24 protein-coding genes and 1 pseudogene are annotated in these 21,008 nt (G+C 65.1%); 8 read left to right on the top strand and 17 right to left on the bottom strand.

What is annotated here, in order from left to right; translation table 11 throughout:
• Nucleotides 1–10: 10 nt before the first annotated feature.
• Nucleotides 11–991, top strand: coding sequence for a glycosyltransferase (locus tag OC159_RS10855; protein ID WP_265501173.1), 981 nt, complete (start codon nucleotides 11–13; stop codon nucleotides 989–991).
• A gap of 270 nt (nucleotides 992–1,261) precedes the next feature.
• Here OC159_RS10855 and OC159_RS10860 read toward each other — a convergent pair whose 3' ends face one another.
• The 6 genes from OC159_RS10860 to OC159_RS10885 all read right to left on the bottom strand — a co-directional run bounded on the left by OC159_RS10860 (nucleotide 1,262) and on the right by OC159_RS10885 (nucleotide 6,137).
• Nucleotides 1,262–1,852: a hypothetical protein gene (locus OC159_RS10860; protein ID WP_265501174.1), complete on the bottom strand. Its 591-nt coding sequence runs from the start codon at nucleotides 1,850–1,852 to the stop codon at nucleotides 1,262–1,264.
• The gene (locus OC159_RS10865; RefSeq protein ID WP_265501175.1) at nucleotides 1,849–2,655 is read right to left on the bottom strand and encodes an ABC transporter permease; all 807 of its coding nucleotides are present in this window, start codon (nucleotides 2,653–2,655) and stop codon (nucleotides 1,849–1,851) included. The genes OC159_RS10860 and OC159_RS10865 overlap by 4 nt, the downstream gene beginning before the upstream one ends.
• Nucleotides 2,652–3,374 (bottom strand): ATP-binding cassette domain-containing protein, encoded by a 723-nt coding sequence (locus OC159_RS10870; protein ID WP_265501176.1) that lies wholly within the window; start codon nucleotides 3,372–3,374, stop codon nucleotides 2,652–2,654. The genes OC159_RS10865 and OC159_RS10870 overlap by 4 nt, the downstream gene beginning before the upstream one ends.
• Nucleotides 3,371–3,835, bottom strand: a complete 465-nt coding sequence (locus OC159_RS10875; RefSeq protein WP_322626725.1) for a cupredoxin domain-containing protein — start codon at nucleotides 3,833–3,835, stop codon at nucleotides 3,371–3,373. The genes OC159_RS10870 and OC159_RS10875 overlap by 4 nt, the downstream gene beginning before the upstream one ends.
• 134 nt (nucleotides 3,836–3,969) lie before the next feature.
• Nucleotides 3,970–4,941 (bottom strand): YVTN family beta-propeller repeat protein, encoded by a 972-nt coding sequence (locus OC159_RS10880; protein WP_265501177.1) that lies wholly within the window; start codon nucleotides 4,939–4,941, stop codon nucleotides 3,970–3,972.
• Nucleotides 4,938–6,137 carry an ABC transporter substrate-binding protein gene (locus tag OC159_RS10885; protein ID WP_265501178.1) on the bottom strand — a complete coding sequence of 400 codons (1,200 nt, stop codon included), beginning with the start codon at nucleotides 6,135–6,137 and terminating at the stop codon, nucleotides 4,938–4,940. Before OC159_RS10885 ends, OC159_RS10880 begins: the two co-directional genes overlap by 4 nt.
• 158 nt (nucleotides 6,138–6,295) lie before the next feature.
• On the opposite strand from OC159_RS10885, the gene OC159_RS10890 reads away from it, so the two are divergent.
• The 3 genes from OC159_RS10890 (at nucleotide 6,296) to OC159_RS10900 (ending at nucleotide 8,297) form a co-directional block, all read left to right on the top strand.
• Complete coding sequence (locus OC159_RS10890) at nucleotides 6,296–6,811, top strand: DUF3280 domain-containing protein (protein ID WP_265501179.1); 516 nt, start codon at nucleotides 6,296–6,298, stop codon at nucleotides 6,809–6,811.
• A complete protein-coding gene (locus tag OC159_RS10895) occupies nucleotides 6,811–7,365 on the top strand; it encodes an SRPBCC family protein (RefSeq protein WP_407674098.1) in 555 nt (184 codons plus the stop codon). The genes OC159_RS10890 and OC159_RS10895 overlap by 1 nt, the downstream gene beginning before the upstream one ends.
• 65 nt (nucleotides 7,366–7,430) lie before the next feature.
• Nucleotides 7,431–8,297, top strand: coding sequence for a YncE family protein (locus OC159_RS10900; protein WP_265501181.1), 867 nt, complete (start codon nucleotides 7,431–7,433; stop codon nucleotides 8,295–8,297).
• Here the strand turns inward: OC159_RS10900 and OC159_RS10905 are convergent.
• The 11 genes and pseudogenes from OC159_RS10905 to hrcA all read right to left on the bottom strand — a co-directional run bounded on the left by OC159_RS10905 (nucleotide 8,272) and on the right by hrcA (nucleotide 18,070).
• The gene (locus tag OC159_RS10905; RefSeq protein ID WP_265501182.1) at nucleotides 8,272–8,820 is read right to left on the bottom strand and encodes a PQQ-dependent catabolism-associated CXXCW motif protein; all 549 of its coding nucleotides are present in this window, start codon (nucleotides 8,818–8,820) and stop codon (nucleotides 8,272–8,274) included. The two genes, OC159_RS10900 and OC159_RS10905, sit on opposite strands and share 26 nt — an antisense overlap.
• On the bottom strand, nucleotides 8,817–9,629 hold the full coding sequence (locus tag OC159_RS10910) for a substrate-binding domain-containing protein (RefSeq protein WP_265501183.1): 813 nt from the start codon (nucleotides 9,627–9,629) through the stop codon (nucleotides 8,817–8,819). The genes OC159_RS10905 and OC159_RS10910 overlap by 4 nt, the downstream gene beginning before the upstream one ends.
• Nucleotides 9,630–9,637: 8 nt before the next feature.
• A complete protein-coding gene (locus OC159_RS10915) occupies nucleotides 9,638–10,288 on the bottom strand; it encodes a c-type cytochrome, methanol metabolism-related (protein ID WP_265501184.1) in 651 nt (216 codons plus the stop codon).
• A gap of 236 nt (nucleotides 10,289–10,524) precedes the next feature.
• Nucleotides 10,525–12,321, bottom strand: a pseudogene (locus tag OC159_RS10920) (methanol/ethanol family PQQ-dependent dehydrogenase); the annotation flags it as partial.
• Between the two features lie 170 nt (nucleotides 12,322–12,491).
• Nucleotides 12,492–13,325: an S-formylglutathione hydrolase gene (fghA, locus tag OC159_RS10925; RefSeq protein WP_265501185.1), complete on the bottom strand. Its 834-nt coding sequence runs from the start codon at nucleotides 13,323–13,325 to the stop codon at nucleotides 12,492–12,494.
• Entirely contained in the window at nucleotides 13,315–13,836 is a 522-nt protein-coding gene (locus OC159_RS10930; RefSeq protein ID WP_265501186.1) for a GNAT family N-acetyltransferase, read from the bottom strand. Before OC159_RS10930 ends, fghA begins: the two co-directional genes overlap by 11 nt.
• Nucleotides 13,833–14,465, bottom strand: a complete 633-nt coding sequence (locus OC159_RS10935) for an ATP-dependent Clp protease proteolytic subunit (protein WP_265501187.1) — start codon at nucleotides 14,463–14,465, stop codon at nucleotides 13,833–13,835. The genes OC159_RS10930 and OC159_RS10935 overlap by 4 nt, the downstream gene beginning before the upstream one ends.
• Before the next feature lie 80 nt (nucleotides 14,466–14,545).
• The gene (locus tag OC159_RS10940; protein ID WP_265501188.1) at nucleotides 14,546–15,676 is read right to left on the bottom strand and encodes an S-(hydroxymethyl)glutathione dehydrogenase/class III alcohol dehydrogenase; all 1,131 of its coding nucleotides are present in this window, start codon (nucleotides 15,674–15,676) and stop codon (nucleotides 14,546–14,548) included.
• Between the two features lie 95 nt (nucleotides 15,677–15,771).
• Nucleotides 15,772–16,356: an S-(hydroxymethyl)glutathione synthase gene (gene gfa, locus OC159_RS10945; RefSeq protein ID WP_265501189.1), complete on the bottom strand. Its 585-nt coding sequence runs from the start codon at nucleotides 16,354–16,356 to the stop codon at nucleotides 15,772–15,774.
• Nucleotides 16,357–16,470: 114 nt separating this feature from the next.
• On the bottom strand, nucleotides 16,471–16,983 hold the full coding sequence (locus tag OC159_RS10950; protein WP_407674099.1) for a nucleotide exchange factor GrpE: 513 nt from the start codon (nucleotides 16,981–16,983) through the stop codon (nucleotides 16,471–16,473).
• A gap of 31 nt (nucleotides 16,984–17,014) precedes the next feature.
• Entirely contained in the window at nucleotides 17,015–18,070 is a 1,056-nt protein-coding gene (hrcA, locus tag OC159_RS10955; RefSeq protein WP_265501191.1) for a heat-inducible transcriptional repressor HrcA, read from the bottom strand.
• A 71-nt stretch (nucleotides 18,071–18,141) separates the two neighbouring features.
• Here hrcA and rph point away from each other — a divergent pair, with 71 nt between their 5' ends.
• The 4 genes from rph to OC159_RS10975 are packed head-to-tail and all read left to right on the top strand — an operon-like array spanning nucleotide 18,142 to nucleotide 21,007.
• Nucleotides 18,142–18,855, top strand: coding sequence for a ribonuclease PH (gene rph / locus OC159_RS10960; protein ID WP_265501192.1), 714 nt, complete (start codon nucleotides 18,142–18,144; stop codon nucleotides 18,853–18,855).
• On the top strand, nucleotides 18,852–19,460 hold the full coding sequence (gene rdgB / locus OC159_RS10965) for an RdgB/HAM1 family non-canonical purine NTP pyrophosphatase (RefSeq protein WP_265501193.1): 609 nt from the start codon (nucleotides 18,852–18,854) through the stop codon (nucleotides 19,458–19,460). Before rph ends, rdgB begins: the two co-directional genes overlap by 4 nt.
• On the top strand, nucleotides 19,453–20,649 hold the full coding sequence (gene hemW / locus OC159_RS10970) for a radical SAM family heme chaperone HemW (RefSeq protein WP_265501194.1): 1,197 nt from the start codon (nucleotides 19,453–19,455) through the stop codon (nucleotides 20,647–20,649). The genes rdgB and hemW overlap by 8 nt, the downstream gene beginning before the upstream one ends.
• A 1-nt stretch (nucleotide 20,650) precedes the next feature.
• Nucleotides 20,651–21,007: a YbaN family protein gene (locus OC159_RS10975; protein ID WP_265501195.1), complete on the top strand. Its 357-nt coding sequence runs from the start codon at nucleotides 20,651–20,653 to the stop codon at nucleotides 21,005–21,007.
• Nucleotide 21,008 lies beyond the last annotated feature (1 nt).

Here is a 21,008-nt window from a genome sequence, read left to right on the forward strand (position 1 = left end):
CGAATCCCCCATGGTCTTGGACAAGCCCACCATCGCTGCCGCTGTCGTGACCCATAACCGGCTGGACAAGCTGGCCGTCACGATCGAGCGCCTTCTGGCCGAGCCGGTGGCGCAGGTGGTGGTGGTCGACAACGCCTCGACCGACGGAACCGCGGAATGGCTGTTCTCGCAGGACGATCCGCGCCTGATCGTGCACAGGAACACCGCCAATCTTGGTGGTGCGGGCGGGTTTTCGGTCGCCATGGAGATCGCACGGGACCGGACGGCTGCGGACTGGATCGCCGTCATGGATGACGACGGACGGCCCGAGCCCGGCGCGATGGCTGTCTTTTCCAACATGGACCTCGACGGTTGGGACGCCATCGGCGCGGCCGTATTTCACCCGGATGGCCGCATCTGCGAGATGAACCGCCCCTATCGCAACCCGTTCTGGCACCGCCGCGCCTTTCTGCGCACGCTGGCGCGGATGCCCTTCGGGCGCGGGCGCACCGGGTTCCACCTGCGCGACGCCGACTACTTGCCCGAGGCGCCGGTATGTGCCGTGGACATGAGCAGCTTCGTCGGGCTTTTCCTGTCCCGGTCGGCGCTGGTGCGGGCGGGGCTGCCTGACCCGCGGCTGTTCATCTATGGCGATGACCAGCTCTACACCCTCAAGATGCGGCGGCAGGGTCTGCGCATCGGCTTTGCGCCACAGGTGCGGTTCGAACACGACACCGCCGCCCAGCAGGCGCAGAGCGGACTGGTGCTTCGGCCAATGTGGAAGGTCTACTACATGTACCGCAACGCGCTGATCGCCTATCGCGTGGCCGCGGGGCCGTGGTTCTGGCCGCTGGTGCCAGTCTTGCTGCGAAAGTGGCGGAAGAAGTCGGCCGACTATGGCTCGGATGCTGTCCTGTTCCGCCAGATCCTGGATCGCGCGGTACGCGATGGCCTGGCATCGCGGCTCGACCGTCCTCATTCGGAAGTTCTGCGCCTTGCCCAGGGCAACTGATCGGCGTGTTGCCGGTCGGGTCTGATCGATTCAAGTCACGCAGCGGTGGAACCGATCGCAAATCTCATCCGCAGCTCACCGAGGATGAGGGGACTGGGCATCAACGATCAGGATCGAGTTTGGACGATGCTCATGAAGATCTGCGACAAGCAGCGTGAAAACAAACGTCACGGCAGTGGTGCGGCTTGTGGCCGAGCGAGACAGGATATCTTCGCCCGTTCATCGGCTTCTGGACCATCTGGACACATGAAGCATGCCGCCGAACAGCGATCACTCGATGTGGCCGGCGATGGCGCGGCCCAGGGCAAAGACGCGCTGTTCCAGGATCACCGGCGTCTCGCAGACATAGGTCAGCGACTGCTGGCGCTCGGTGAAGATGCGGATGTCCCAGTCCAGCGCCTCCTCCGCGGCGTCGATGGCGTCGAAGTCCGGCTCGGCAGCGGCTTCCTGTTCGGCCATCTTGGCGCGCCGTTCGTCGATGCGGTCGGCCATCTGCACCTGCGACCTGCCATAACGCGCGATGCCGGCAATGATCGTGCTGCGGTCGCGCTCGATCTTGTCGAAGATCGCCTGCATCAGAGCCACCAGCGACGCGTCATCCGCCTCGGCGGCGAACGCGGCAATCTCGGCCTCGGCCTCCTCCAGCGGCAGGCGGCGCTGTTCCAGCCGCGCAGCCAGCTGTGCAATCTGCGGGTCGCGCACCAGTTCCGCCGTCCGCTCATCGGGCTGCGGGCCGGTCCAGACCTGCCCCAAAGACAGATGCGGCTGCTTGCGCTGAATGCAGGGCCAGTCAGGATCGGTGCCCGTCGCGGCCCAGGCGGGGGCCGCCAACACTGCCAGCACCAGGAACAAGCGGATCATGCGGGACCTCCTTTCCGGCGGGCCCAGAGGCCCTTTTGCGGATCATACATGAAGACGGCCGCCCCGAAGAACCCCGCCAAACATCCTAGAACGACTGCAAGCGAGGTCCAATTGACCTGCAGATAGAGCGCGAACCGGATCAGTTCGACCGCGTGGGTGAAAGGGTTCACCGCGCAGATGTCGTGCAGCAGCGGCGAACTTTCGTTCATTCGCCACAGCGGATACAGCGCCGAGGACGCGAAGAACATCGGGAAGATCACGAAGTTCATCACGCCCGCAAAGTTTTCCAGCTGCCGGATGGCGCTGGACAGGAACAAGCCCATCGCGCCCAGCATCAGCCCCGACAGGATCAGCGCCGGGATGACGGCGATGTAACCCCATATTGGTGGCTCGATCCCCCAGAACCAGGCGATGGCGAGGAAAGTATAGACCTGGATGATCGACACGACCACGCCCGCCACGAGCTTGGACCCCAGCAGGAACCATCGTGGGAACGGGCTGACCAGCAGCGTGCGCATGGCCCCCGTCTCGCGGTCATAGACCATCGACAGTGACGACTGCATGCCGTTGAACAGCTGGATCATCGCAACCAGTCCCGGCGTGACGTAGACCTCGTAGAGGACATAGGTTTGGTAGGGCGGCGTGATCGACAGGCCCAGGACGGCGCGGAAGCCCGCGGCAAATATGAACAGCCAGACCAGCGGCCGCACCAGCGCCGCAAGGAAGCGTCCGCGCTGGTTGACGAAGCGCAGTGTCTCGCGGCGGGAAATGCCCAGGAAGGCCGTCAGCCCGCCGCGCCTCATGCCGTTACCCCGGTCAGGTCAAGGAAGGCCCGGGTCAGGCCATCGGACCCGGCGATGTCGGCGGCCAAGCCGTGGCGCAGGACCGCTCCGCGATGCAGGATGACCAGGTCGTCGGTCGGCTCGATTTCGTCCATGATATGCGTGGCCCAGAGAGCCGAGACGTTGTCCTGCGCGATCAGCCGGCGGGTCAGGGCCAGCACCTCGGCCCGCGATTTCACGTCCAAACCCACCGTCGCCTCGTCCAGAAGCAGAAGTTCGGGGCGGTGCAGCAGCGCGCGGGCGATCTCGGCCCGGCGGGACTGGCCGCCGGACAGGGCGGTGACGCGGGCATCGGCCCGGTCCAGCAGGTCAACCTGGGCCAGCACCTCGTCGATGCGCGGACGGGCTAGGCGACCCGGAATGCCGTGCAGGCTTGCGTGATAGAGAAGGTTCTGACGGATGGTCAGGTCAGCGTCCATCGCCCGACTTTGGAAGACGACGCCCAGACGGGCCAGCGCCTGCGAAGGCTCGCGCCGCAGATCATGGCCGCCGACGCGGATCACCCCCGACCGGTTGTTGTATAGCCGCGTGATCAGGGAAAACAGCGTGGTCTTCCCCGCACCGTTAACGCCCAGAAGCGCGGTGAACTCACCGCGCCGGACGGTCAAAGACACGTCCTTCAGCGCCTGGACGGCGCCGAAGTCGTGGCTGACATGATCGATCTGTAGGGCTGGTGTCACTGGATGTTGAAAACCGCCTGCAGCGTGTCGCCGGACGATCCCGGCACCGACAGCGTATAGCGCCCCGGCAGGATTGCAATGAAGCTGAATACCGCCGTACCGGCGCTGTCGAATTCGATGCTGTGGACGCCCATGGGGCGCACCTCGATGTCCTCGACCACGATCTCGTTGATCCAGATGGCGCGGAAGAAGTCGCCGCCAGACAAGGCCAGTTCCTGGCTGCCATCCGCGGTGATCTCGATCCGATAGTATCCGCCGGACTTGATCGTGTATTCGCCGCCGGCCACCGGCTGACCCGAGGCCAGCGTCAGCGGCGCCAGATCGGTGCGGTTTTCCCGCGCCAGAACGCCCGCAAACCCGTAGTCGAACTGCCCGGTCGCGTCATAAACGCCCTCGCCCGCGCTCTCCTCCTCCTCTTCCTCCTCCTCGGTGTCGGCGGCTTCGGTGGCCGCACCGTCCATGGTCGTATCGGCGGCCGGGGCTTCTTCGGGCTGCGATTCCTGGGCAGTCGTTGGCAGCGCCAGGATCAGCGCCAGCGCGGCGCCGGACATCAGCTTGGTCAGTATCGTCATGGAAAGCTCCTTTATACGTGAAATCAGTCGGGGGCGACGACGACGCCCCAAGGCTGCTGCCCGACCTGGACCGAGCGGACGACCTCGTTCGCCTCGACGTCGATGATCGACACGTCGTTCGAATTGCCGTTGGTGGTATAGAGCCACTTTTCATCGGGCGAAAATGCCAGCTGCCAGACCCGCTGGCCGACCAGAAGATAGTCGGTCACCTCGTCGGTCCGGGCATCGACGACGGCGACGCGGTTCGCCGGGCCAAGGGCCACGAACAGCTTTGTTCCGTCCGAGGTGACGCGGGCGCCCACCGGCTGGATCGCCTCGGGCAGGACGCCCGGAATCTCGAAGCTGATCTTCTTGGTGATCTGCTGCGTCGCGGGGTCGATGACGCTGACCGTTCCCCCGATCTCGGACGTTACGTACAGCTTCGACCCGTCCGCAGTGTACTGGGCAAAGCGCGGGCGGCTGTCGACCAGGACGTTCGCGGTGATCTCGAACGTCTCGGTGTCGATGAAATGCGCCATGTTCGTCGTTTCCGACGTGTTTATCACGACGGCGCCGTCCGGGCTGACGCCCATGCCTTCGGGTTCGACGCCGACCGGCACCTCGGCCAGCACCTGATGGGTTTCGGTGTCGACCACGGTGACGATGTTGTCGTCCTCGTTGGCAATGAAGAGCGGGTTCCCCGACGGGTGCAGCACGAACAGTTCCGGGTCAGGGCCCGACGGCAGGGTGTGCAGCTCCTCCATCGTGTTCGGGTCGAAGACGCGGACGAGGTTATCATCAGACGCGCAGACGTAAAGCTCGGTCCCGTCGGGGCTGATCGTGATGCCGCGCGGCCGATTGCCGACGGGATAGGTGCCGATCACCTCGAAGGTTTCGCCGTCGATGACGGTAACGTCGTTGCTGCGCTCGTTGGTGACGAAGACGCGGTTCGCCAGCGCGGCATCGGCCGAGATCAGCAGCGCAAGCCCGGTGGTGGCGGAAAGCAGGTGTTTCATGACGCCTCTTGGAATTGGCATTGGGTTTCGGGACGGTCGACACCCAGCGTGTCGAGCTGGCTGGTCTGGTGCAGGTACTGGTCCTGCGGGCTGACCGAGGTCGTCAGCACACCCGTGGTCAACAGGATCGGCTGGCGCACCTGGTGGTCCCAGTCGCGCACGGTCAGGGCCTGACCCTTGAAGCCCGCGACGTCGAACTCCGGCGACAGGATGAATTCCTTCAGGACCTCCGGGTCGCCCGACTGCTTGCGCGTGGCGGCTTCGCCGACGATGCGCAGGGCCAGCCACGCCTGGTAGTCGTCTTCCCGGATCGGACGGTTGGCCAGGCTTTCGAAACGGTTCTGGAACTGCGTGCCGCCCCACGCCTCCATTGCCGGATGCCAACTGCGCGGCACCAGCCCGGCGGACCCGGCCACGGGGCGCGGGTCCCAAGTCAGGTACGGCATGTAGGCTGCGAAGACGTCGGCCTCGTCGGCGGTCATGACCACGTCGTGTTCGGCGGCGCGCTGGGTGAAGACCGGCACCTGCGCCTGCACCTGCACATGGCCGCTGTCGGTGCGACGGGCGCCGCCGGTGTCTTCGTACTCGCGCTCCTCGACGATCTGGGCGCCGAACTTCTCGGCGGATCGCCGATACGCCTCGGCCATGGCCTGGTCATCGGGATGGCTGCCGTGGATCAGGAACCAGCGCGGCCAGTTCTTCCACATCAGGAACTGCGTCAGCCCGTCGGCCAGCATCGCGCGGCTTGGCGCGACGTGGATGGTATTGAACCGGCAGTCCTCTCCGCGTAGGTTGTCGCCGCGGGCGCGGGCGTTCAGCAGCATGGCCTGGTCGCCAACCTGGTCGGCGAGTTCCAGCGTCACCGCATCGTCGGCCAGCACGACGACGAACTCGATTCCGTCCTCGAGCAGCTTCGCCATCTCGGCGCCGGCGGTTTCGGGGCTGGCGGTGACTTCGGTCGCCTCGAAGTCCTGACCCATGAAGCGGCCGGTCGTGTCGTTGTCCTCGATCGCCAGGCGCGCCCCGGCAAAGCCGAGGTCATCGGGCGGCAGATCCAGCCGAGAGATCGGCGGAAGACCCGGGTCGTCCACGCGCAGCACCGCCGTCCGGATCAGGACAGGGTCCTGGGTCTGGGCCGCAGCGGGCTGGGCCAGCGCCGCGGCGCCAGCCAAAAGTCCAATGATTCCCTTGAGCATCTGTCTTCTCCCTGCCGCCATGGTGGGTGGTGAAACCGTTTGCGACAAGCCGGTTAATGTTCCCGCAGCGACCGGGAAGATTTGGCTGCGACCAAGGTCTGGTCGCGTACGTCTTTTGTCTTATGGACGACCCCCGGCGCACGGCGCATGGTCGGGGCATGTCGAAGATCTGCCTGATATCGGCCCTTGGCTTGGCGCTTGCAGCACCTGCCGCCGGCCTCGCCCAATCTCCGCCCGAACCCGGCAACGCGACCTGGTTCGGCATCCACTACATCGACACCTCGACCGAGGGCGCGATCAACGGCGTTCGCGAAGATGAGACTGCCCGCATCGAGATGATCGAGGATTTCATCGCCGACGACCTGACCGAACGCGGCTTCACCCTGGTCGAACCGCCGGCGGACGCGGTGGCGCCGATCCTGAACCCCGTGCATTCGAACGGCGCCGACACCAAGATCGCCCGAGAGATGGGGTCCGACTATGCCATCGCGGGCGAGGTTCAGAAGGTGTCGAACCTGATCCAGTCAGTGAACCTTTACCTGCGAGACCCCGAATCAGGGCATACCCTGCGGGCTGGCTCCGTCGAGATCAGGGGCAACACCGACGAAGCCTTTCGGCGTGGCTACAGCTATTTGCTAAGAAACATCATCTTTCGGGAGGATAAAGAGGAATGATGAAGACGCAGGTTCTTGCCGTGGCGCTCGGCGCGGTCGTGGCCTTTGCGGGCGCGGCCGGGGCGCACGGCCCCTCGCGACTGAAGACGGAACAGACGGTCGTGCTGGACGCTACCCCTGCCGAGGTCTGGGAGGTGATCGGCAAGTTCGACGACATGAGCTGGCATCCCGCCGTCGCCTCGACCGAGATGATGCCGGAAGGCGCGCCGGCCGACGTTCCCGACGAATCGACGCGGGTGCTGACGCTGAATGCCGACGGCGCGCCCACAATTACCGAACAGCTGATGGCCATCGACAACGAGAAGATGAGCTACAAGTACATGATCACCGAGGTGGATACGGCTGTGCTTCCGGTCACCAATTATTCCTCGACGCTGCAGGTCAGCGACAAGGACGGCAAGGCCGAGGTGCTGTGGAAGGGCGGCTTTTATCGCGGCTTCCCGAACAACGATCCCCCGGCCGAGCTGAATGACGACGCGGCCATCGCCGGCGTCAACGGCATCTACGAGGCTGGTCTGAACGCCCTGGTCGAACGGTTCGGCACGGTCGAGTGACCATCAGGCTGCTCCTCGCGCTAAGCGCGCTTGCATCTCCGGCCTTGGCCGGAGATCTTGCTTTTGTGACCTCGCAGAACGGCGACGCCGTCAGTGTCGTTGACCTGGAGCGGGCGGAAATCGTTGCCAGAGCCGACATCTCGGGTGCCCCGGCCCCCGTGGCCTATGATCCCGCAGAACGGCGCGCATATGTCATCTCGGCCGATACCGGGCGGCTGCATGTGCTGGACGAGGAGGCGCGTGTGGTGGCACGGGCCGATCTGGGCGCCGGCGCCTTCGGGCTTGCCTCGGCGCCGGGCGGCGGGATCTTCGTAGCCGATTGGTATGGCGGGATGCTGACGCGCCTGGATGCCGAGCTGCGGCCGGTCTGGCAAAGCAGGACCAGTGACGCCCCCGCAGGGGTGGCCGTCAGTCGAGACGGAAGCCTTGTGGCGACGGCCGACCGTGACGCCGACGCGGTCAGCATCTTTGCAGCCGACGATGGACAGCGGTTGCATCAGGTGCCTACGGCCGGGTCGCACCCTTTCGGGATCACCTTCCACGACGGACTGATCTATACGGCAGACGTGCAGGGCGACACTGTGTCCGTCATCGACCCGCAGGCGGGGAAACTCCTCGGGCAGGTTCCAACGGGCAGCCACCCTTACGCCGTGGCGTTCGCCGGGGGTAAGGGTTTCGTGACAAACCAGTATGACAGCAGCGTCACCGTCTTCGACCCCGCCACGCTCAACGTCGTGGCCGAAGTGGATGTCGGCGACTATCCCGAGGGGATCGCGCCCCTGCCCGATGGTAGCGGTGTCGCCGTCGCAAATTGGGATTCGGACAGCCTGGTCATCCTGGATGCGTTGGACCTGTCGATCCGCGACAGTATCGACATGCCGTCCGGGCCAAGGGCCTTCGGCAGCTTTACGGGGAGACAGGTTCTGCCGTGACCAGCGGCGGGCCGCCTGCCTCTGCCCAGGAATCGGCTCCGCCAGGAAACCACAGGATCGGCTGATAGCCCCATTCGATGGCCCGGCGGGCGGCGTTCCAACTCATCCAGCAATCGGGTCGGCAGAAGAACACCAGGGGCCGCTGGGGGTCGTCCCGACGGAGGCGGTCCAGACCGGTGCGCAGCCTGATTTCTTCAGGTTCTGACAATGCCTCGTATCCGGTGTTCCACAGCCAGACCGATCCCGGGATCGTCAGGTGCAGCTGCTCGTGCCAGATCGTCCCCTCCGGCAGACCTTCGGGGCGGGTCTTTCGGGGCAGAACGTCGATGAACGCCGCCCGGCCCTCGTCATTCAAGGCGATCGCCGTCCTAGCGTCGATGACCTCGGCCCCGGCAAGCGTTGCCGGGACCGAAGCGCGGTAAGGCTCGCCCCGATAGGTATCGGGTTCCGGCACCGTCTCGGCCAGCGCCGGCGCGGCAACGGCAACGGCAACGGCAAGGAGCAGTGCCAGAACCCGGATCATGGCAGGACCTGCTTGCCGTAGTCGTCGACCAGCGGAACGCCGGCATCATGGAGGATCTGGTTGATGCCCTCTTGGTTGCGCCGAATCAGGCTGTTCAGCTGGCGCTTCCACTCCTGTTCTTCCAGCCGCACGCCCATCGTGATGCGATAAAACATCTTGGGCCCACCCTCTTCCTTCAGAAGCGGCGTGAACTGCAGGTCCGGATCGTCCTTCACGCGCGGCCCGGCCAAGGGCCCCCACAGCACGGCAGCGTCAATTTCGCCGCTGCGGATGCCTTCGATCATGTCGCCAAGCGGGTCCTCGACCCGCCGATCGACGAACAGGTCGCCGCCGCGCATGTTTTTGGCAAGCCCCGCCCGTGCCAGATGGGTGGCGGGCGGCGTGCCGGCGACGACCCCGATATCGGCATCCTTCAACGCCGGATCGTTCAGCTGGTCCACGGTCGTCAGCGGACCGTCGCGGCGCGTCACGATCCCATAGACGGACGTGTAGTAGTGGTTGGTGTTCTGCACCAGTTCGTCACCCTGGGCATAGCCCATCACGACGTCGCAGGTTCCGGCACGGAGCGTCTGTGTGATGAAACCCATCCCCGACGGAAACCAGCTGTAAGTGACGGGTAGGTCCAGAAGCTCTCCGAAGTAATCCGCCAACCGATTCTCGAAGCCGGTGCCGTCCTGCGACGACATCGGCGCATTGGCGGGGTCCGCGCAGACCCGAAACGCCGCAGTCGAACGCAGATCCGCGACCTGGGCCACGCCCGGTCCGGCAAGCCCTGCAGCCAGGGCCAGCGCTGCGGCCGGACGGGCCATAAGCCTGCTCAACTGGACATGCATGAATCTTCCAGCGCGGTATATTCCTCGGGCTTGTCGGCACGCTCGGCCGGGCGACCGCGGCCTATCTCGCCGGTGCCATGCGCCAGAAGGTAGACATAGATGTCGTCGATATAGCACCAGACGTTCTTGTTCGTCCCGAAGGCCGGCATCACCGAGTTGCTGCCCTGGCGACCCGATGCAACGGTTTCCATGAAGTCGTAATAGTCCATGCGCAGGACCGAATTTTTGAGCGCGGGCGCATAGGTCGACCCCTCGCCGTCGGGGCCGTGACAGACGTGGCATTCGGCGTGGTAGCGGCGGAAGCCGTTGAAGGTGGCGAAGTCGACGACCCCATCCTCGACCTTGAAGGTGGGGATGCCTTCCGCGTTGCGCCAGCGTCCATCCAGCATCTCGACCGGGGTGATGTCCATGCCATTCGGCAGGACTGTCTCGCCCTCGGCCACTTCGACCGGTTCTTCCTCGGGCATCGCGGCATCGTCGGCTGCGGCGGGCTGGGTGTTGCCGGACACGGCCGCGGCCGCTCCTGCTCCGGCATCCGCCGGCGGGGTTTCGGTTGTCGCATCGGATTGCGCCAGGGCCATGGTGGCCAGTGACGCCCCAAGAACCAGCGCCGTCAAACCGCTGATGGCTTTCATCGTAGATGTCCTCCCATTTCGTATCTGCCTGCTCTCCTCAGACAGAACCGCCCCAAGTCTAACCTTGGGGCGGCCCCTTCACAGATCAACTTCGCTCTAGCGGAACGAAAGTATTAGCCGTTCGTCGCGCCTTCAGCCGGGGCCTCACCCTCCGCCGGAGCGGCGGCAGGCTCCTCAGTCGCGCCTTCGGCCGGCTGTTCCATCGACGCGGGCTGCGCCGACATGTTGCCGTCGCCCGGCAGTTCGAACACGGTCAGCTGACCGCCCAGTTCGGTGTAGTCGCTGAGCGCAGCATAGCCGCCCACGGCGCCAAGACCGTCGTTCGGGTTCGTCAGACCGGCCGCGAGGCCGATGCCGGCCCAGCCGCCGACACCCGACAGGACACCGATATACTGCTTGCCGTCGTGAACGTAGGTCATCACGTTCCCGATGATGCCCGACGGGGTCTTGAAGCTGTAGAGTTCTTCGCCCGTGTCAGCATCGACCGCCTTCAGATAGCCTTCGAGCGTGCCGTAGAAGACCACGTCGCCAGCGGTTGCCAAGGCACCCGACCAGACCGAGAACTGCTCGGGCAGCGACCACTTGATTTCGCCCGCGACGGCATCCCAGGCGATGAAGTTGCCCATACCGCCGTGGCTGTCGGGCGCCGGGTACATCGACAGGGTTGCTCCGACATAGGGCTGACCCGCGGTGTAGGCGACGCGGAACGGCTCGTAGTCCATGCAGACGTGGTTGGTCGGAACGTAGAAGAGGCCCGTCTTCGGCGAATAGGCCGCCGGCTGCTGGTCCTTGGTGCCAAGTGCCGCCGGGCAGACGCCGGTGGTGTTGGTGTCTTCGCCGTTCTGCGCGGTCGAGTATTCGGCGACGACCTGGGGACGGCCATAGGTTTCCGACTGCGGGTCCATGTCGACTTCGGTCGCCCAGTTCACGGCCGGATCGAACTTCTCGGCCACCAGCAGCTCGCCGGTCTCGCGGTCCAGGGTGTAGGCAAAGCCGTTACGGTCGAAGTTCACCAGCAGCTTGCGCATCTGCCCGTCGACTTCCTTGTCGACGAGGATGTTCTCGTTCACGCCATCATAGTCCCATTCGTCATGGGGCGTCTTCTGGTAGAACCACTTCGCTTCGCCGGTATCGGCGTCGCGTGCCATGATGGTCATCGACCACTTGTTGTCGCCGGGACGCTGCGACGGGTTCCAGGTCGACGGGTTGCCGGTGCCGTAATAGACCAGGTTCAGGTCCGGATCATAGCTGAACCAGCCCCAGGTCGAGCCGCCGCCGATCTTCCACTGGTCGCCTTCCCAGCTGTTGAGCGAGCTGTCGGCGCCGACAGGCTCGCCCAGGTGCATCGTCGTTTCGGGGTTGACCAGCATCTCCTCGTCCGGGCCGGTCGAATAGGCCTTCCAGACCTCGGTGCCGTCGGCGAGGTTGTAGGCGGTGAGCCGGCCGCGGACGCCATATTCGCCCCCCGACACGCCGACCAGGACCTTGTCGCCCACCGGCATGACGGTCGCGGTGTTCGTTTCGCCGATCGTGGGATCGCCGGTCTTCACCGACCACTTCACTTCGCCGGTCATGGCGTCCAGCGCCGTCAGCGTGGTGTCTGCCTGATGGGTCAGGATCATCCCGTCAGCATAGGCGACGCCGCGGTTGACCGTGTCGCAGCACATGACCGCAATGACCTCGGGGTCCTGCTGCGGGGTGTGACGCCACACGATTCGGCCGTTGTCCGACAGGTCCAGCGCGAAAATGTTGTTCGGGAACGGCGTGTGGACATACATCATGTCGCCGATGACCAAGGGTCCGCCCTCGTGCCCGCGCAGAACGCCCGTCGAGAAACTCCACGCAACCCGCAGGTCGCCGACGTTGTCGCGCGTGATCTGGTCGAGTTCCGAATAGCGCTGGTTTGCATAGTTGCCGGTCTGGATGGCCCACTGTTCCGGTTTGGCCGTTTCGGTCAGGACGCTTTCATTGGCATGCGCCGACGTCACCGTCAGCAGCAGCGCGACAGCCGCGCTGTTCAAGAGATGTTTCATCGAATGCTCCTCCGCTCCCTGGTTATAACGCCGCAGGCTTCCTCCTCCTGCGGCGGCCCATTCCTGAGTGTTGGTCGGGCATTCCTTCGCGTCAATTGAGCCGTATGCCGCATGCCCCTAAAGTCTTATGGGCAAACGGCAAGTGGTCCGGGAATTTCCGGCAATTGTCCTCAGGCCAGCCGTTCGGCGTGCCAAAAGACGTGGTCGGCAATGAAGCTCTGCACGAAGAAGTAGCTGTGGTCGTAGCCCGGCTGCATCCGGAACTGCCCGGGTTGCCGACGGGCCATCATGGCATGAGCCAGCGATTCGGGTTTCAGAAGGTCCAGGAACTGGTCCGAGCTGCCCTGGTCGATCAGGACCTCGCCGGGATAACCCCGCTCGGTCATCAGCAGGGTCGCGTCATGCGCGCGCCAAGTGCCGCGATCCTCGCCCAGATAGGCTGTCAACTGCTTGCGCCCCCAGTCCGACTCGCTCGGATGCGCGATGGGCGAGAATGCCGATACCGACTTGTAGCGGTCCGGATGGGTCATCGCGATGGTCAGCGCACCGTGGCCGCCCATGGAATGGCCGGTGATGCCCATTGCATCGCGATCAATCGCGAAGTTGTCGCCGACCAGTTCCGGCAATTCGTGGACGATATAGTGCCACATCTGGAAATGCGACTTCCACGGGTCCTGCGTGGCATTGACATAGAAGCCCGCGCCCTGACCCAGGTCATAGGCCTCGTCGTTGGCCACGCCCTCGCCGCGGGGCGAGGTGTCGGGGAAGACGATGGCGATGCCGGCCTCGTCGCACCATTGCTGGGCAGCGGCCTTGGTCATCGCGTTCTCGTGTGTGCAGGTCAGACCGGACAGGTACCACAGCACCGGCACCCGGCCGTGCTGCGCCAGTTCGGGCAGAAAGACGGCGAAGGTCATGTCGGTGCCGGTCGCCTGCGACTTGTGGCGGTAGACGCCCTGCGTGCCGCCGAAGCTGCGGGTTTCGGACAGGGTTTCAAGGCTCATTCGTCTCTCCCTTCAGGGTCTGGAACATGACCAGTGCATCGACCGGCCCTCTGGTGGGGTGAACAAACGCACCCGGCAGACGGCCCACAATGGCAAAACCAAGCTTCTGCCACAAATGGACGGCATCCACGTTCGTCGAGACGACGAAGTTGAACTGCATGGCGCGAAAGCCCTGCAACATCGCCCAGTCCTTTGCGTGACCGCCAAGGGCCCGGGCCACGCCCCGGCCGCGGGCATCCGGGTGCGTCGCGAAGGACGCGTTGGCGACATGAGAGCCGCCGGCCGGCCGGTTGGCGCCGACATGGCTTGTGCCGAGGATGCGGTTGTCGATCTCGGCCACGAAAACGGAAAACGGCGCGGCGAACCAGTCGTCCAGCGCCTCGTCACGTTCAATGTCGCGGGGGATGCAGTAGGTTTCGCCGGCACGGTAGACCGGGCGCAGGATGTCCCAGATCGCCCCGTGGTCGGATGCGGTGGCGGGGCGGATCGCCACCCCGCCCAACCCGCTCATTTCAGTTCGTCCACGCCACGGATGACCTGGCCCAGCAGGCCATAGTCCAGCGCCTCTTGCGTGTTCAGCCAAAAGTCGCGCTGCGTGTCCTTCTCGATCCGCTCGACCGACTGCCCGGTCGCTTCGGCGAATATCTGGTTCAGGCGGTCGCGCATCAGGCGCACCTGTTCCGCCTGGATCATCATGTCCGAGGACGTGCCGCCGATCCCGCCCGAGGGCTGGTGGATCAGGAAGCGCGTGTTGGGCAGGCAGTAGCGGTTTTCCTTCTTCGCCGCGACGAAGATCAGCGCGCCCGCCGATGCCACCCATCCGGAACCGATGGTGCGCACGGACGGCCGGATGAACTTGATCACGTCATGGATCATGTCACCCGATTCGACATGCCCGCCCGGCGAGGAGATCAGCATGTTGATCGGTGCATCGCTGTCCTCGGCCAGGGCCAGAAGGTGGGCGACGGTGCGCTGTGCCAGCTTGTCGTTGATCGCACCGGCGACGATCACCGTGCGCGACTTGAAGTATAGCTTACCGATCTTGTCGCCCTCGGGCAGGCCAAGGCCGCCGTCTTCCTTGTGGCGACGGTCGTCTTCTTCGGGTTCGTCGTCGTCATCGTCCAGCCACTGGTGACGCATGCGCCTGCTCCTTCGCTCTTTCTCATGCCGACGGCGGGACCGGAGCCCCGCCGTTCTTTTACCTAAGCAGCCGTGAAGGATCAGTAAAGGACGACCGAGCGGATCGACTCTCCGCTGTGCATCAGGTCGAAGCCCTTGTTGATGTCGTCCAGCGGCATGGTGTGGGTGATCATCGGGTCGATCTCGATCTTGCCGTCCATGTACCAGTCGACGATCTTCGGCACGTCTGTCCGGCCGCGGGCGCCACCGAAGGCCGTGCCCTTCCAGACGCGGCCCGTGACCAGCTGGAACGGACGGGTGCTAATTTCCGCACCGGCCGCCGCCACGCCGATGATGACCGACTGGCCCCATCCGCGGTGGGTGCATTCCAGCGCGTCGCGCATCACCTTGGTGCTGCCGGTCGCGTCGAAGCTGTAATCCGCGCCGCCGATCTGGTCGAAGGGCGTCTTCGTCATCTCGACGATGTGCTGGACGATGCCACCGTCGATTTCCTTGGGGTTGACGAAATGCGTCATCCCGAAACGCTCGGCCATGGCCTTCTTGTCGTTGTTCAGGTCGACGCCGATGATCATGTCGGCACCTGCAAGGCGCAGGCCCTGGATCACGTTCAGACCGATGCCGCCCAGGCCGAACACGACCGCCTTGGCCCCGATTTCCACCTTCGCGGTGTTGATCACCGCGCCGATGCCGGTGGTCACGCCGCAGCCGATATAGCAGATCTTGTCGAAGGGGGCATCCTCGCGGACCTTCGCCACGGCAATTTCGGGCAGGACCGTGTGGTTCGCGAAGGTTGAGCAGCCCATGTAGTGGTAGATCGGCGTGCCATCCAGCATGCTGAAGCGGCTGGTTCCATCGGGCATCAGGCCCTGACCCTGCGTGGCGCGGATGCGCGTGCAGAGGTTGGTCTTGCCCGACAGGCAGGACGCGCATTCGCGGCATTCCGGCGTGTAGAGCGGAATCACGTGGTCGCCCGGCTTGACCGAGGTGACGCCGGGGCCGACTTCAAGCACGACGCCGGCGCCCTCGTGGCCCAAGATCGACGGGAAGATGCCTTCCGGGTCCGCGCCCGAGCGGGTGAATTCGTCGGTGTGGCAGATGCCGGTGGCCTTGATCTCGATCAGGACTTCGCCAGCTTTCGGACCTTCGAGGTTGACCTCCATCACTTCCAGCGGTTTGCCAGCCTCGAGGGCTACTGCGGCACGGGTTCTCATCTCTTGTCTCCTATCGCCTCGGTGGGCTCTCGGTCAGGACCAAGGGGCCGACGGCGCGGCCCCTTGGCGTCTCTTGAAATCGGCGCCTGGTCAGGTCAAGCCGCAAGTGCCCCGGATCGCTTGGCGACATGAGTCGCGATCGCGTCCATTAATGGCGGCGACAGCGCGTCATACGGCTCCAGCCCCAGCTCGCGCAGGCGCGCCCGGATGCCATCCATGCTGGACGGGTCGACGCCGGTCTCGATGACCGAGCTGACGAAGGCGGCGAACTCGGGCGGCGACCATCCATCCTCGGGCGAAAGCTCGGTGTGGACGAAGTCGAGGCCATAGAACGGGTGGTCCTTGTTCTCGATCCGGCCGTACATGTGAACGCCGCAGACGCGGCAGCGGTAGCGCTGGATCGGTGCGTCGGGGTTCACCACCTCGAGCTTGTCGCGGTTGTCCACAACTTCGACCGCATCGCGTGAAACCACGGCAATCTGGCTGAAGGCCGCACCGTCAGGCTTCCAGCACTTGGTACAACCGCAGACGTGGTTGTGCGCGGTCTGGGCGCCGACCCGGACCCTCACCGGGTCGCTGGTGCAATGGCAGCTGAGTACGCCGCCCGAGAATCCCGGGCTGGCTTGCTTTATGCCGTGATCTACGGCCGGGTGAATGGTCACCCCGTCAGTGCTGGTCATGGCCCCCCTCCTCCACATGACAGGACAGGGCCTAACGTCGCGCCACAAGGAACATTCGGCAAGTCGGCGGAAGGTTGTAGCAGCCCGGTCGAACTTCGGGCTGCCCAAGGCCGATCAGCTGGCCGGAGTCGACGAGACGCCGACCTTGGCGGGACGCAGCAGGCGGTCGTGCAGCTGGAAACCGTTGTCCATCACCTGGATGATGTTTCCGGCCACGGTGCCGGGGACCGGCGCCTCGAACATGGCCTCATGGACGGTCGGATCGAACCTTTCCCCGGGTTCAGGGCGGATGATCGCGATGCCGTGCTTGGTGAAGACGTTCGACAGCTCGCGCAGCGTCAGCTCCACCCCTTCGATCAGGGCAGCCGCGGCGGTGCGCTGATCGTCGGTGACCGCATCCAGTGCCCGGGTCAGCGCATCGTGAACCGGCAGCAGGTCGCGGGCCAGGCGCGAGCCGCCATAGTTTTCGGCATCCCGGCGATCCTTGTCCGCGCGCTTGCGCGCATTTTCGGCATCAGCCAAGGCGCGCATCCACTTGTCGCGCAACTCGTCCCGCTCTGCCATCAGGCGGGCGACCTCATCGTCGACCTCGGGCCGGGCCAGGGGATCGTCGAGGAATTCGTCCATCGGCTGTTCGTTCTGCTCGGTCATGTTCATTTCATCCTTTCCGGCCGGACAGCACCCGCCCGACCAGCTGCGCGGTATAATCGACGATCGGGACGATCCGGCCGTAATTCAGCCGGGTCGGCCCGATGACACCCACCGCGCCTACAATTTTCCGGTCGGCATTCATATAGGGTGAAACCACCAGAGCGGAACCCGAAAGTGAAAAAAGCTTGTTCTCGGAGCCGATGAAAATGCGGACCCCTTCGCCCTTTTCGGCCAGCTCCAGAAATTCCACGATGTCGCGCTTGCGTTCCAGATCGTCAAAGAGGATGCGGATCCGATCCAGGTCGGCCAACTCGCTGTCCAGGAGGTTCGCGCGACCGCGCACGATCAGCCTTGGATCGGCGGCCTCGGCCCCCCAGAGGGCGATGCCGGAATCGACCAGCTCGGCCGCCAGCACGTCCAGTTCGCGTCGGCGGGTGCTGATCTGCTGGGCCAGGTGCCCCCGCAGTTCGGCCAGCGTCTTGCCCTCGGCCATGGCGTTGAGGAAGTTACCGGCCTCTCGCATCGAAGATGGCGTCTGACCGGGCGGCGGCGTGAAGATGCGATTTTCGACATGGCCGTCGGCGAAGACCAGCACGACCAGCGCGCGATCCGGCCCGAGGCTGACGAACTCGATGTGGCGAATCGGGGCCTCGTGCTTGGGCATCAGCACCAGCGAGGCACCCCGGGTGATCGAGGATAGCGCCGTGCTGACCCGGTCCAGCAGCACGCCGGTGTCCGGGTCATCGTTGCCCAGGGTCTGGTCGATGGCGGCACGGTCGTCGGGTTTGACCGCATCGACCTCCATCATGCCGTCGACGAACAGGCGCAGGCCCAGATGCGACGGCAATCGTCCGGCCGACACGTGCGGGCTGTCCAGAAGTCCCATGAATTCCAGGTCCTGCATCACGTTACGGATCGTGGCGGCGCTGACCTTTTCCGACAGCGCCCGTGTCAACGTCCGCGATCCGACCGGCTCTCCGGTGTTCAGGTATGACTCGACGACCCGGCGAAAGACTTCGCGGGACCGGTCGTTCAGTTCGTTCAGCAGCGATTCCTGGCTCATGGGCCTCGTGGGGTTGCGTGACGGTGCCCTCGGGCGGTATTGGGCAGGCACTCTCATGAAAAGGATGAACCATGCGCCCTTCTGGCCGGAATCTAAGCCAAATGCGCCCGATTTCAATCGAAACCGGGGTGATGCGCCACGCCGAGGGGTCGTGCCTGATCAAGTGCGGCGACACGCACGTCCTGTGCACCGCCACCATCGAAGACAATCCGCCGCGCTTCCTCAAGGGCACCGGGCTGGGCTGGGTTACTGCTGAATACGGGATGCTGCCGCGCGCGACCAACACCCGCAACCGGCGCGAAGCCGCGCAAGGCAAGCAGTCGGGCCGCACGCAGGAAATCCAGCGCCTGATCGGCCGCAGCCTGCGGGCCGGCATCGACCGCAGCGCCCTGGGCGAGCGTCAGATCAGCATCGATTGCGACGTGATCCAGGCCGATGGCGGGACACGCTGCGCCTCCATCACCGGGGGCTGGGTCGCGCTGCGGCTGGCGGTGAACAAGCTGCTGAAGGCGGGGGCCCTGACCAGCGATCCGATCGTCGACCATGTCGTGGCGGTCAGCTGCGGGATCTATGGCGGCCAGCCGCTGCTGGACCTGGACTATGCCGAAGACAGCGAAGCCGGCACAGACGGCAACTTCGTCCTGACCGGCGCCGGTCGGCTGATCGAGGTGCAGATGTCGGCTGAAGGCGCCACCTTCTCTCGTGACGAGATGGGGCAACTGCTGGACCTGGCCGAGGCCGGGATGGCCGACCTGGTCGCCGCGCAGAAGGCCGCCGTGGCATGAGACGCTTCGACGGCCGCCGGCTTCTGGTCGCCACCCACAACGGCGGGAAGCTTTCCGAGATGCGGGCGCTGCTTGCGCCCTACGGGGTCGAGGTCACCGGCGCCGCCGACGCAGGCTTGGCCGAACCGGCCGAAACCGAGACGACCTTCGTCGGCAACGCGCGAATCAAGGCGCGCGCGGCCGTCGAGGCGACAGGCCTGCCCGTGCTGGCTGACGACAGCGGCATCTGCATCGATGCCCTGGGCGGTGCGCCCGGCGTCCATACCGCCGATTGGGCGGAGACGGGCAACGGTCGCGACTTTGCCATGGCAATGGCCCGTGCCTGGCAAGAGCTTGAAGACGTTGACGCGGCCGCGCCCCGCAGCGCGCAGTTCCGCTGCACGCTGGTGCTGATGTGGCCCGACGGTCACGACGAAGTCTTCGAAGGAATCCTGCCGGGCAAGGTCGTCTGGCCGCCGCGCGGCGAGGAAGGTCACGGCTATGACCCTATCTTCCAGCCGGACGGCCACGACATCACGTTGGGGCAGATGCCGTCCGAGTTGAAGAACAGCCTCAGCCATCGGGCGCGCGCTGTCGCCGCAATGATCGAGAGCGTCTTTGCGTAGCGCCCCCACCCTTGCGCCGGACGCAGCGGCCGCGTCCGACGAATGGCGCGCGGGCGGGTTCGGGCTTTATGTCCACTGGCCGTTCTGCGCCGCCAAATGCCCCTATTGCGATTTCAACAGCCACGTCACGGATCGGATCGACCAACAGCGATGGGCGAACGCCCTGTCGGCCGAGGTTGCGCGGCTGGCCGCCGAAATTCCCGACCGCCACTTGGGCAGCATCTTCTTTGGCGGTGGGACGCCGTCGCTGATGCTGCCCGAGACCGTCGATGCCGTCATTCGCGCGGCGCGGGCTGGCTGGGGCTTTGCCAACGATATCGAGATCTCTCTGGAGGCCAATCCGACAAGCGTGGAACGCGGCCGGTTTCGCGGCTTTGCCGAGGCTGGCGTGAACCGGCTGTCGATGGGCATTCAGGCGCTGAATGACGACGACCTGCGCCGGCTTGGTCGGATGCACAGCACCGCCGAGGCCCGAGCCGCCTTCGACGTCGCGCGAGAGGCGTTCCCAAGGGTCAGCTTCGACCTGATCTATGCCCGTCAAGGTCAGGATCGCGCCGCTTGGCGGGCAGAATTGCGAGAGGCCCTGGCGATGGCGGTCGACCACCTGTCACTTTACCAGTTGACGATCGAACCGGGCACCGCCTTCGGCGCGCGTGCGGACGCAGGCAGGCTGCGAGACCTTCCCGATGAGGATCTGTCCGCAGATATGTACGCCGACACGCAAGAAATTTCCGATGCGGAAGGGATGTCGGGCTACGAGATCTCGAACCACGCCAGACCAGGGGCAGAGAGCCGCCATAACCTCGTCTACTGGCGGCAGGGCGATTGGGCTGCCGTCGGTCCCGGCGCTCATGGCCGATTGACGCTGCCCAACGGACGAGTCGCCACCGAGGCGCACCGGCTGCCTGGACAATGGCTGACGGCCGTCGAGACGGCAGGAACGGGAGAGTTGCCCCGGGCGTTGGTGCCGCGCGATGAACAGGCAACGGAATACCTTCTGATGGCGATGCGGTTGAGCGAGGGAGTGGACAGCGGCCGGCTGGAACGCCTGTCGGGTTCCCGGCTCGACGAAAGCAAGTTGAGATCGCTGGAAGAATTTGGCGTCATCGTCCGGCGCGGCGGGCGTATTGCGGCTACTGCGGATGGTCGCCCGGTCCTGAACGCGATTCTGCGCGAACTGGCGGCCTGACGTGCGACGCAGGGCTTGGCTGGTCATTGGATGGCTGTTCACCGTCCTTGCCATGATCGGGATACCTCTTCCTGTCATACCGACGGTTCCGTTCCTGCTGGTCGCAGCCTGGGCCTTCGCCAAGTCATCGCCGGCCTTGCAGCAACAGATCCTCGACCATCCTACCTACGGACCACCGGTCCGCGCTTGGCAGGAACGGGGCGCCGTTGGTCGGATAGCGAAGATCTGGGCAATCTTGGCGATGAGCGTCGGTGTCGCAGTGTCATGGTGGGCTGGAATGCCGCCTTGGGTCGTCGCTACCCAGGCCGCAATCTGCGCCACGGTCGCAATATTCTTGGTGACGCGACCTGAAAAATAGC

Source organism: Paracoccus beibuensis (assembly GCF_026162625.1).
GTDB classification, from domain to species: domain Bacteria; phylum Pseudomonadota; class Alphaproteobacteria; order Rhodobacterales; family Rhodobacteraceae; genus Paracoccus; species Paracoccus beibuensis.

Coding starts and splice junctions, on each gene's coding strand:
- OC159_RS10895 (WP_407674098.1), top strand. CDS start 6,811: ATGAAGACGCAGGTTCTTGCCGTGGCGCTCGGCGCGGTCGTGGCCTTT.
- OC159_RS10950 (WP_407674099.1), bottom strand. CDS start 16,983: ATGGACGAATTCCTCGACGATCCCCTGGCCCGGCCCGAGGTCGACGAT.
- OC159_RS10885 (WP_265501178.1), bottom strand. CDS start 6,137: ATGCTCAAGGGAATCATTGGACTTTTGGCTGGCGCCGCGGCGCTGGCC.
- gfa (WP_265501189.1), bottom strand. CDS start 16,356: ATGACCAGCACTGACGGGGTGACCATTCACCCGGCCGTAGATCACGGC.
- OC159_RS10910 (WP_265501183.1), bottom strand. CDS start 9,629: ATGGCCCGTCCGGCCGCAGCGCTGGCCCTGGCTGCAGGGCTTGCCGGA.
- OC159_RS10880 (WP_265501177.1), bottom strand. CDS start 4,941: ATGAAACACCTGCTTTCCGCCACCACCGGGCTTGCGCTGCTGATCTCG.
- OC159_RS10890 (WP_265501179.1), top strand. CDS start 6,296: ATGTCGAAGATCTGCCTGATATCGGCCCTTGGCTTGGCGCTTGCAGCA.
- OC159_RS10875 (WP_322626725.1), bottom strand. CDS start 3,835: ATGGACGGTGCGGCCACCGAAGCCGCCGACACCGAGGAGGAGGAAGAG.
- fghA (WP_265501185.1), bottom strand. CDS start 13,325: ATGAGCCTTGAAACCCTGTCCGAAACCCGCAGCTTCGGCGGCACGCAG.
- OC159_RS10935 (WP_265501187.1), bottom strand. CDS start 14,465: ATGCGTCACCAGTGGCTGGACGATGACGACGACGAACCCGAAGAAGAC.
- OC159_RS10930 (WP_265501186.1), bottom strand. CDS start 13,836: ATGAGCGGGTTGGGCGGGGTGGCGATCCGCCCCGCCACCGCATCCGAC.
- rph (WP_265501192.1), top strand. CDS start 18,142: ATGCGCCCTTCTGGCCGGAATCTAAGCCAAATGCGCCCGATTTCAATC.
- OC159_RS10940 (WP_265501188.1), bottom strand. CDS start 15,676: ATGAGAACCCGTGCCGCAGTAGCCCTCGAGGCTGGCAAACCGCTGGAA.
- hrcA (WP_265501191.1), bottom strand. CDS start 18,070: ATGAGCCAGGAATCGCTGCTGAACGAACTGAACGACCGGTCCCGCGAA.
- rdgB (WP_265501193.1), top strand. CDS start 18,852: ATGAGACGCTTCGACGGCCGCCGGCTTCTGGTCGCCACCCACAACGGC.
- OC159_RS10915 (WP_265501184.1), bottom strand. CDS start 10,288: ATGAAAGCCATCAGCGGTTTGACGGCGCTGGTTCTTGGGGCGTCACTG.
- OC159_RS10860 (WP_265501174.1), bottom strand. CDS start 1,852: ATGATCCGCTTGTTCCTGGTGCTGGCAGTGTTGGCGGCCCCCGCCTGG.
- OC159_RS10855 (WP_265501173.1), top strand. CDS start 11: ATGGTCTTGGACAAGCCCACCATCGCTGCCGCTGTCGTGACCCATAAC.
- OC159_RS10865 (WP_265501175.1), bottom strand. CDS start 2,655: ATGAGGCGCGGCGGGCTGACGGCCTTCCTGGGCATTTCCCGCCGCGAG.
- OC159_RS10905 (WP_265501182.1), bottom strand. CDS start 8,820: ATGATCCGGGTTCTGGCACTGCTCCTTGCCGTTGCCGTTGCCGTTGCC.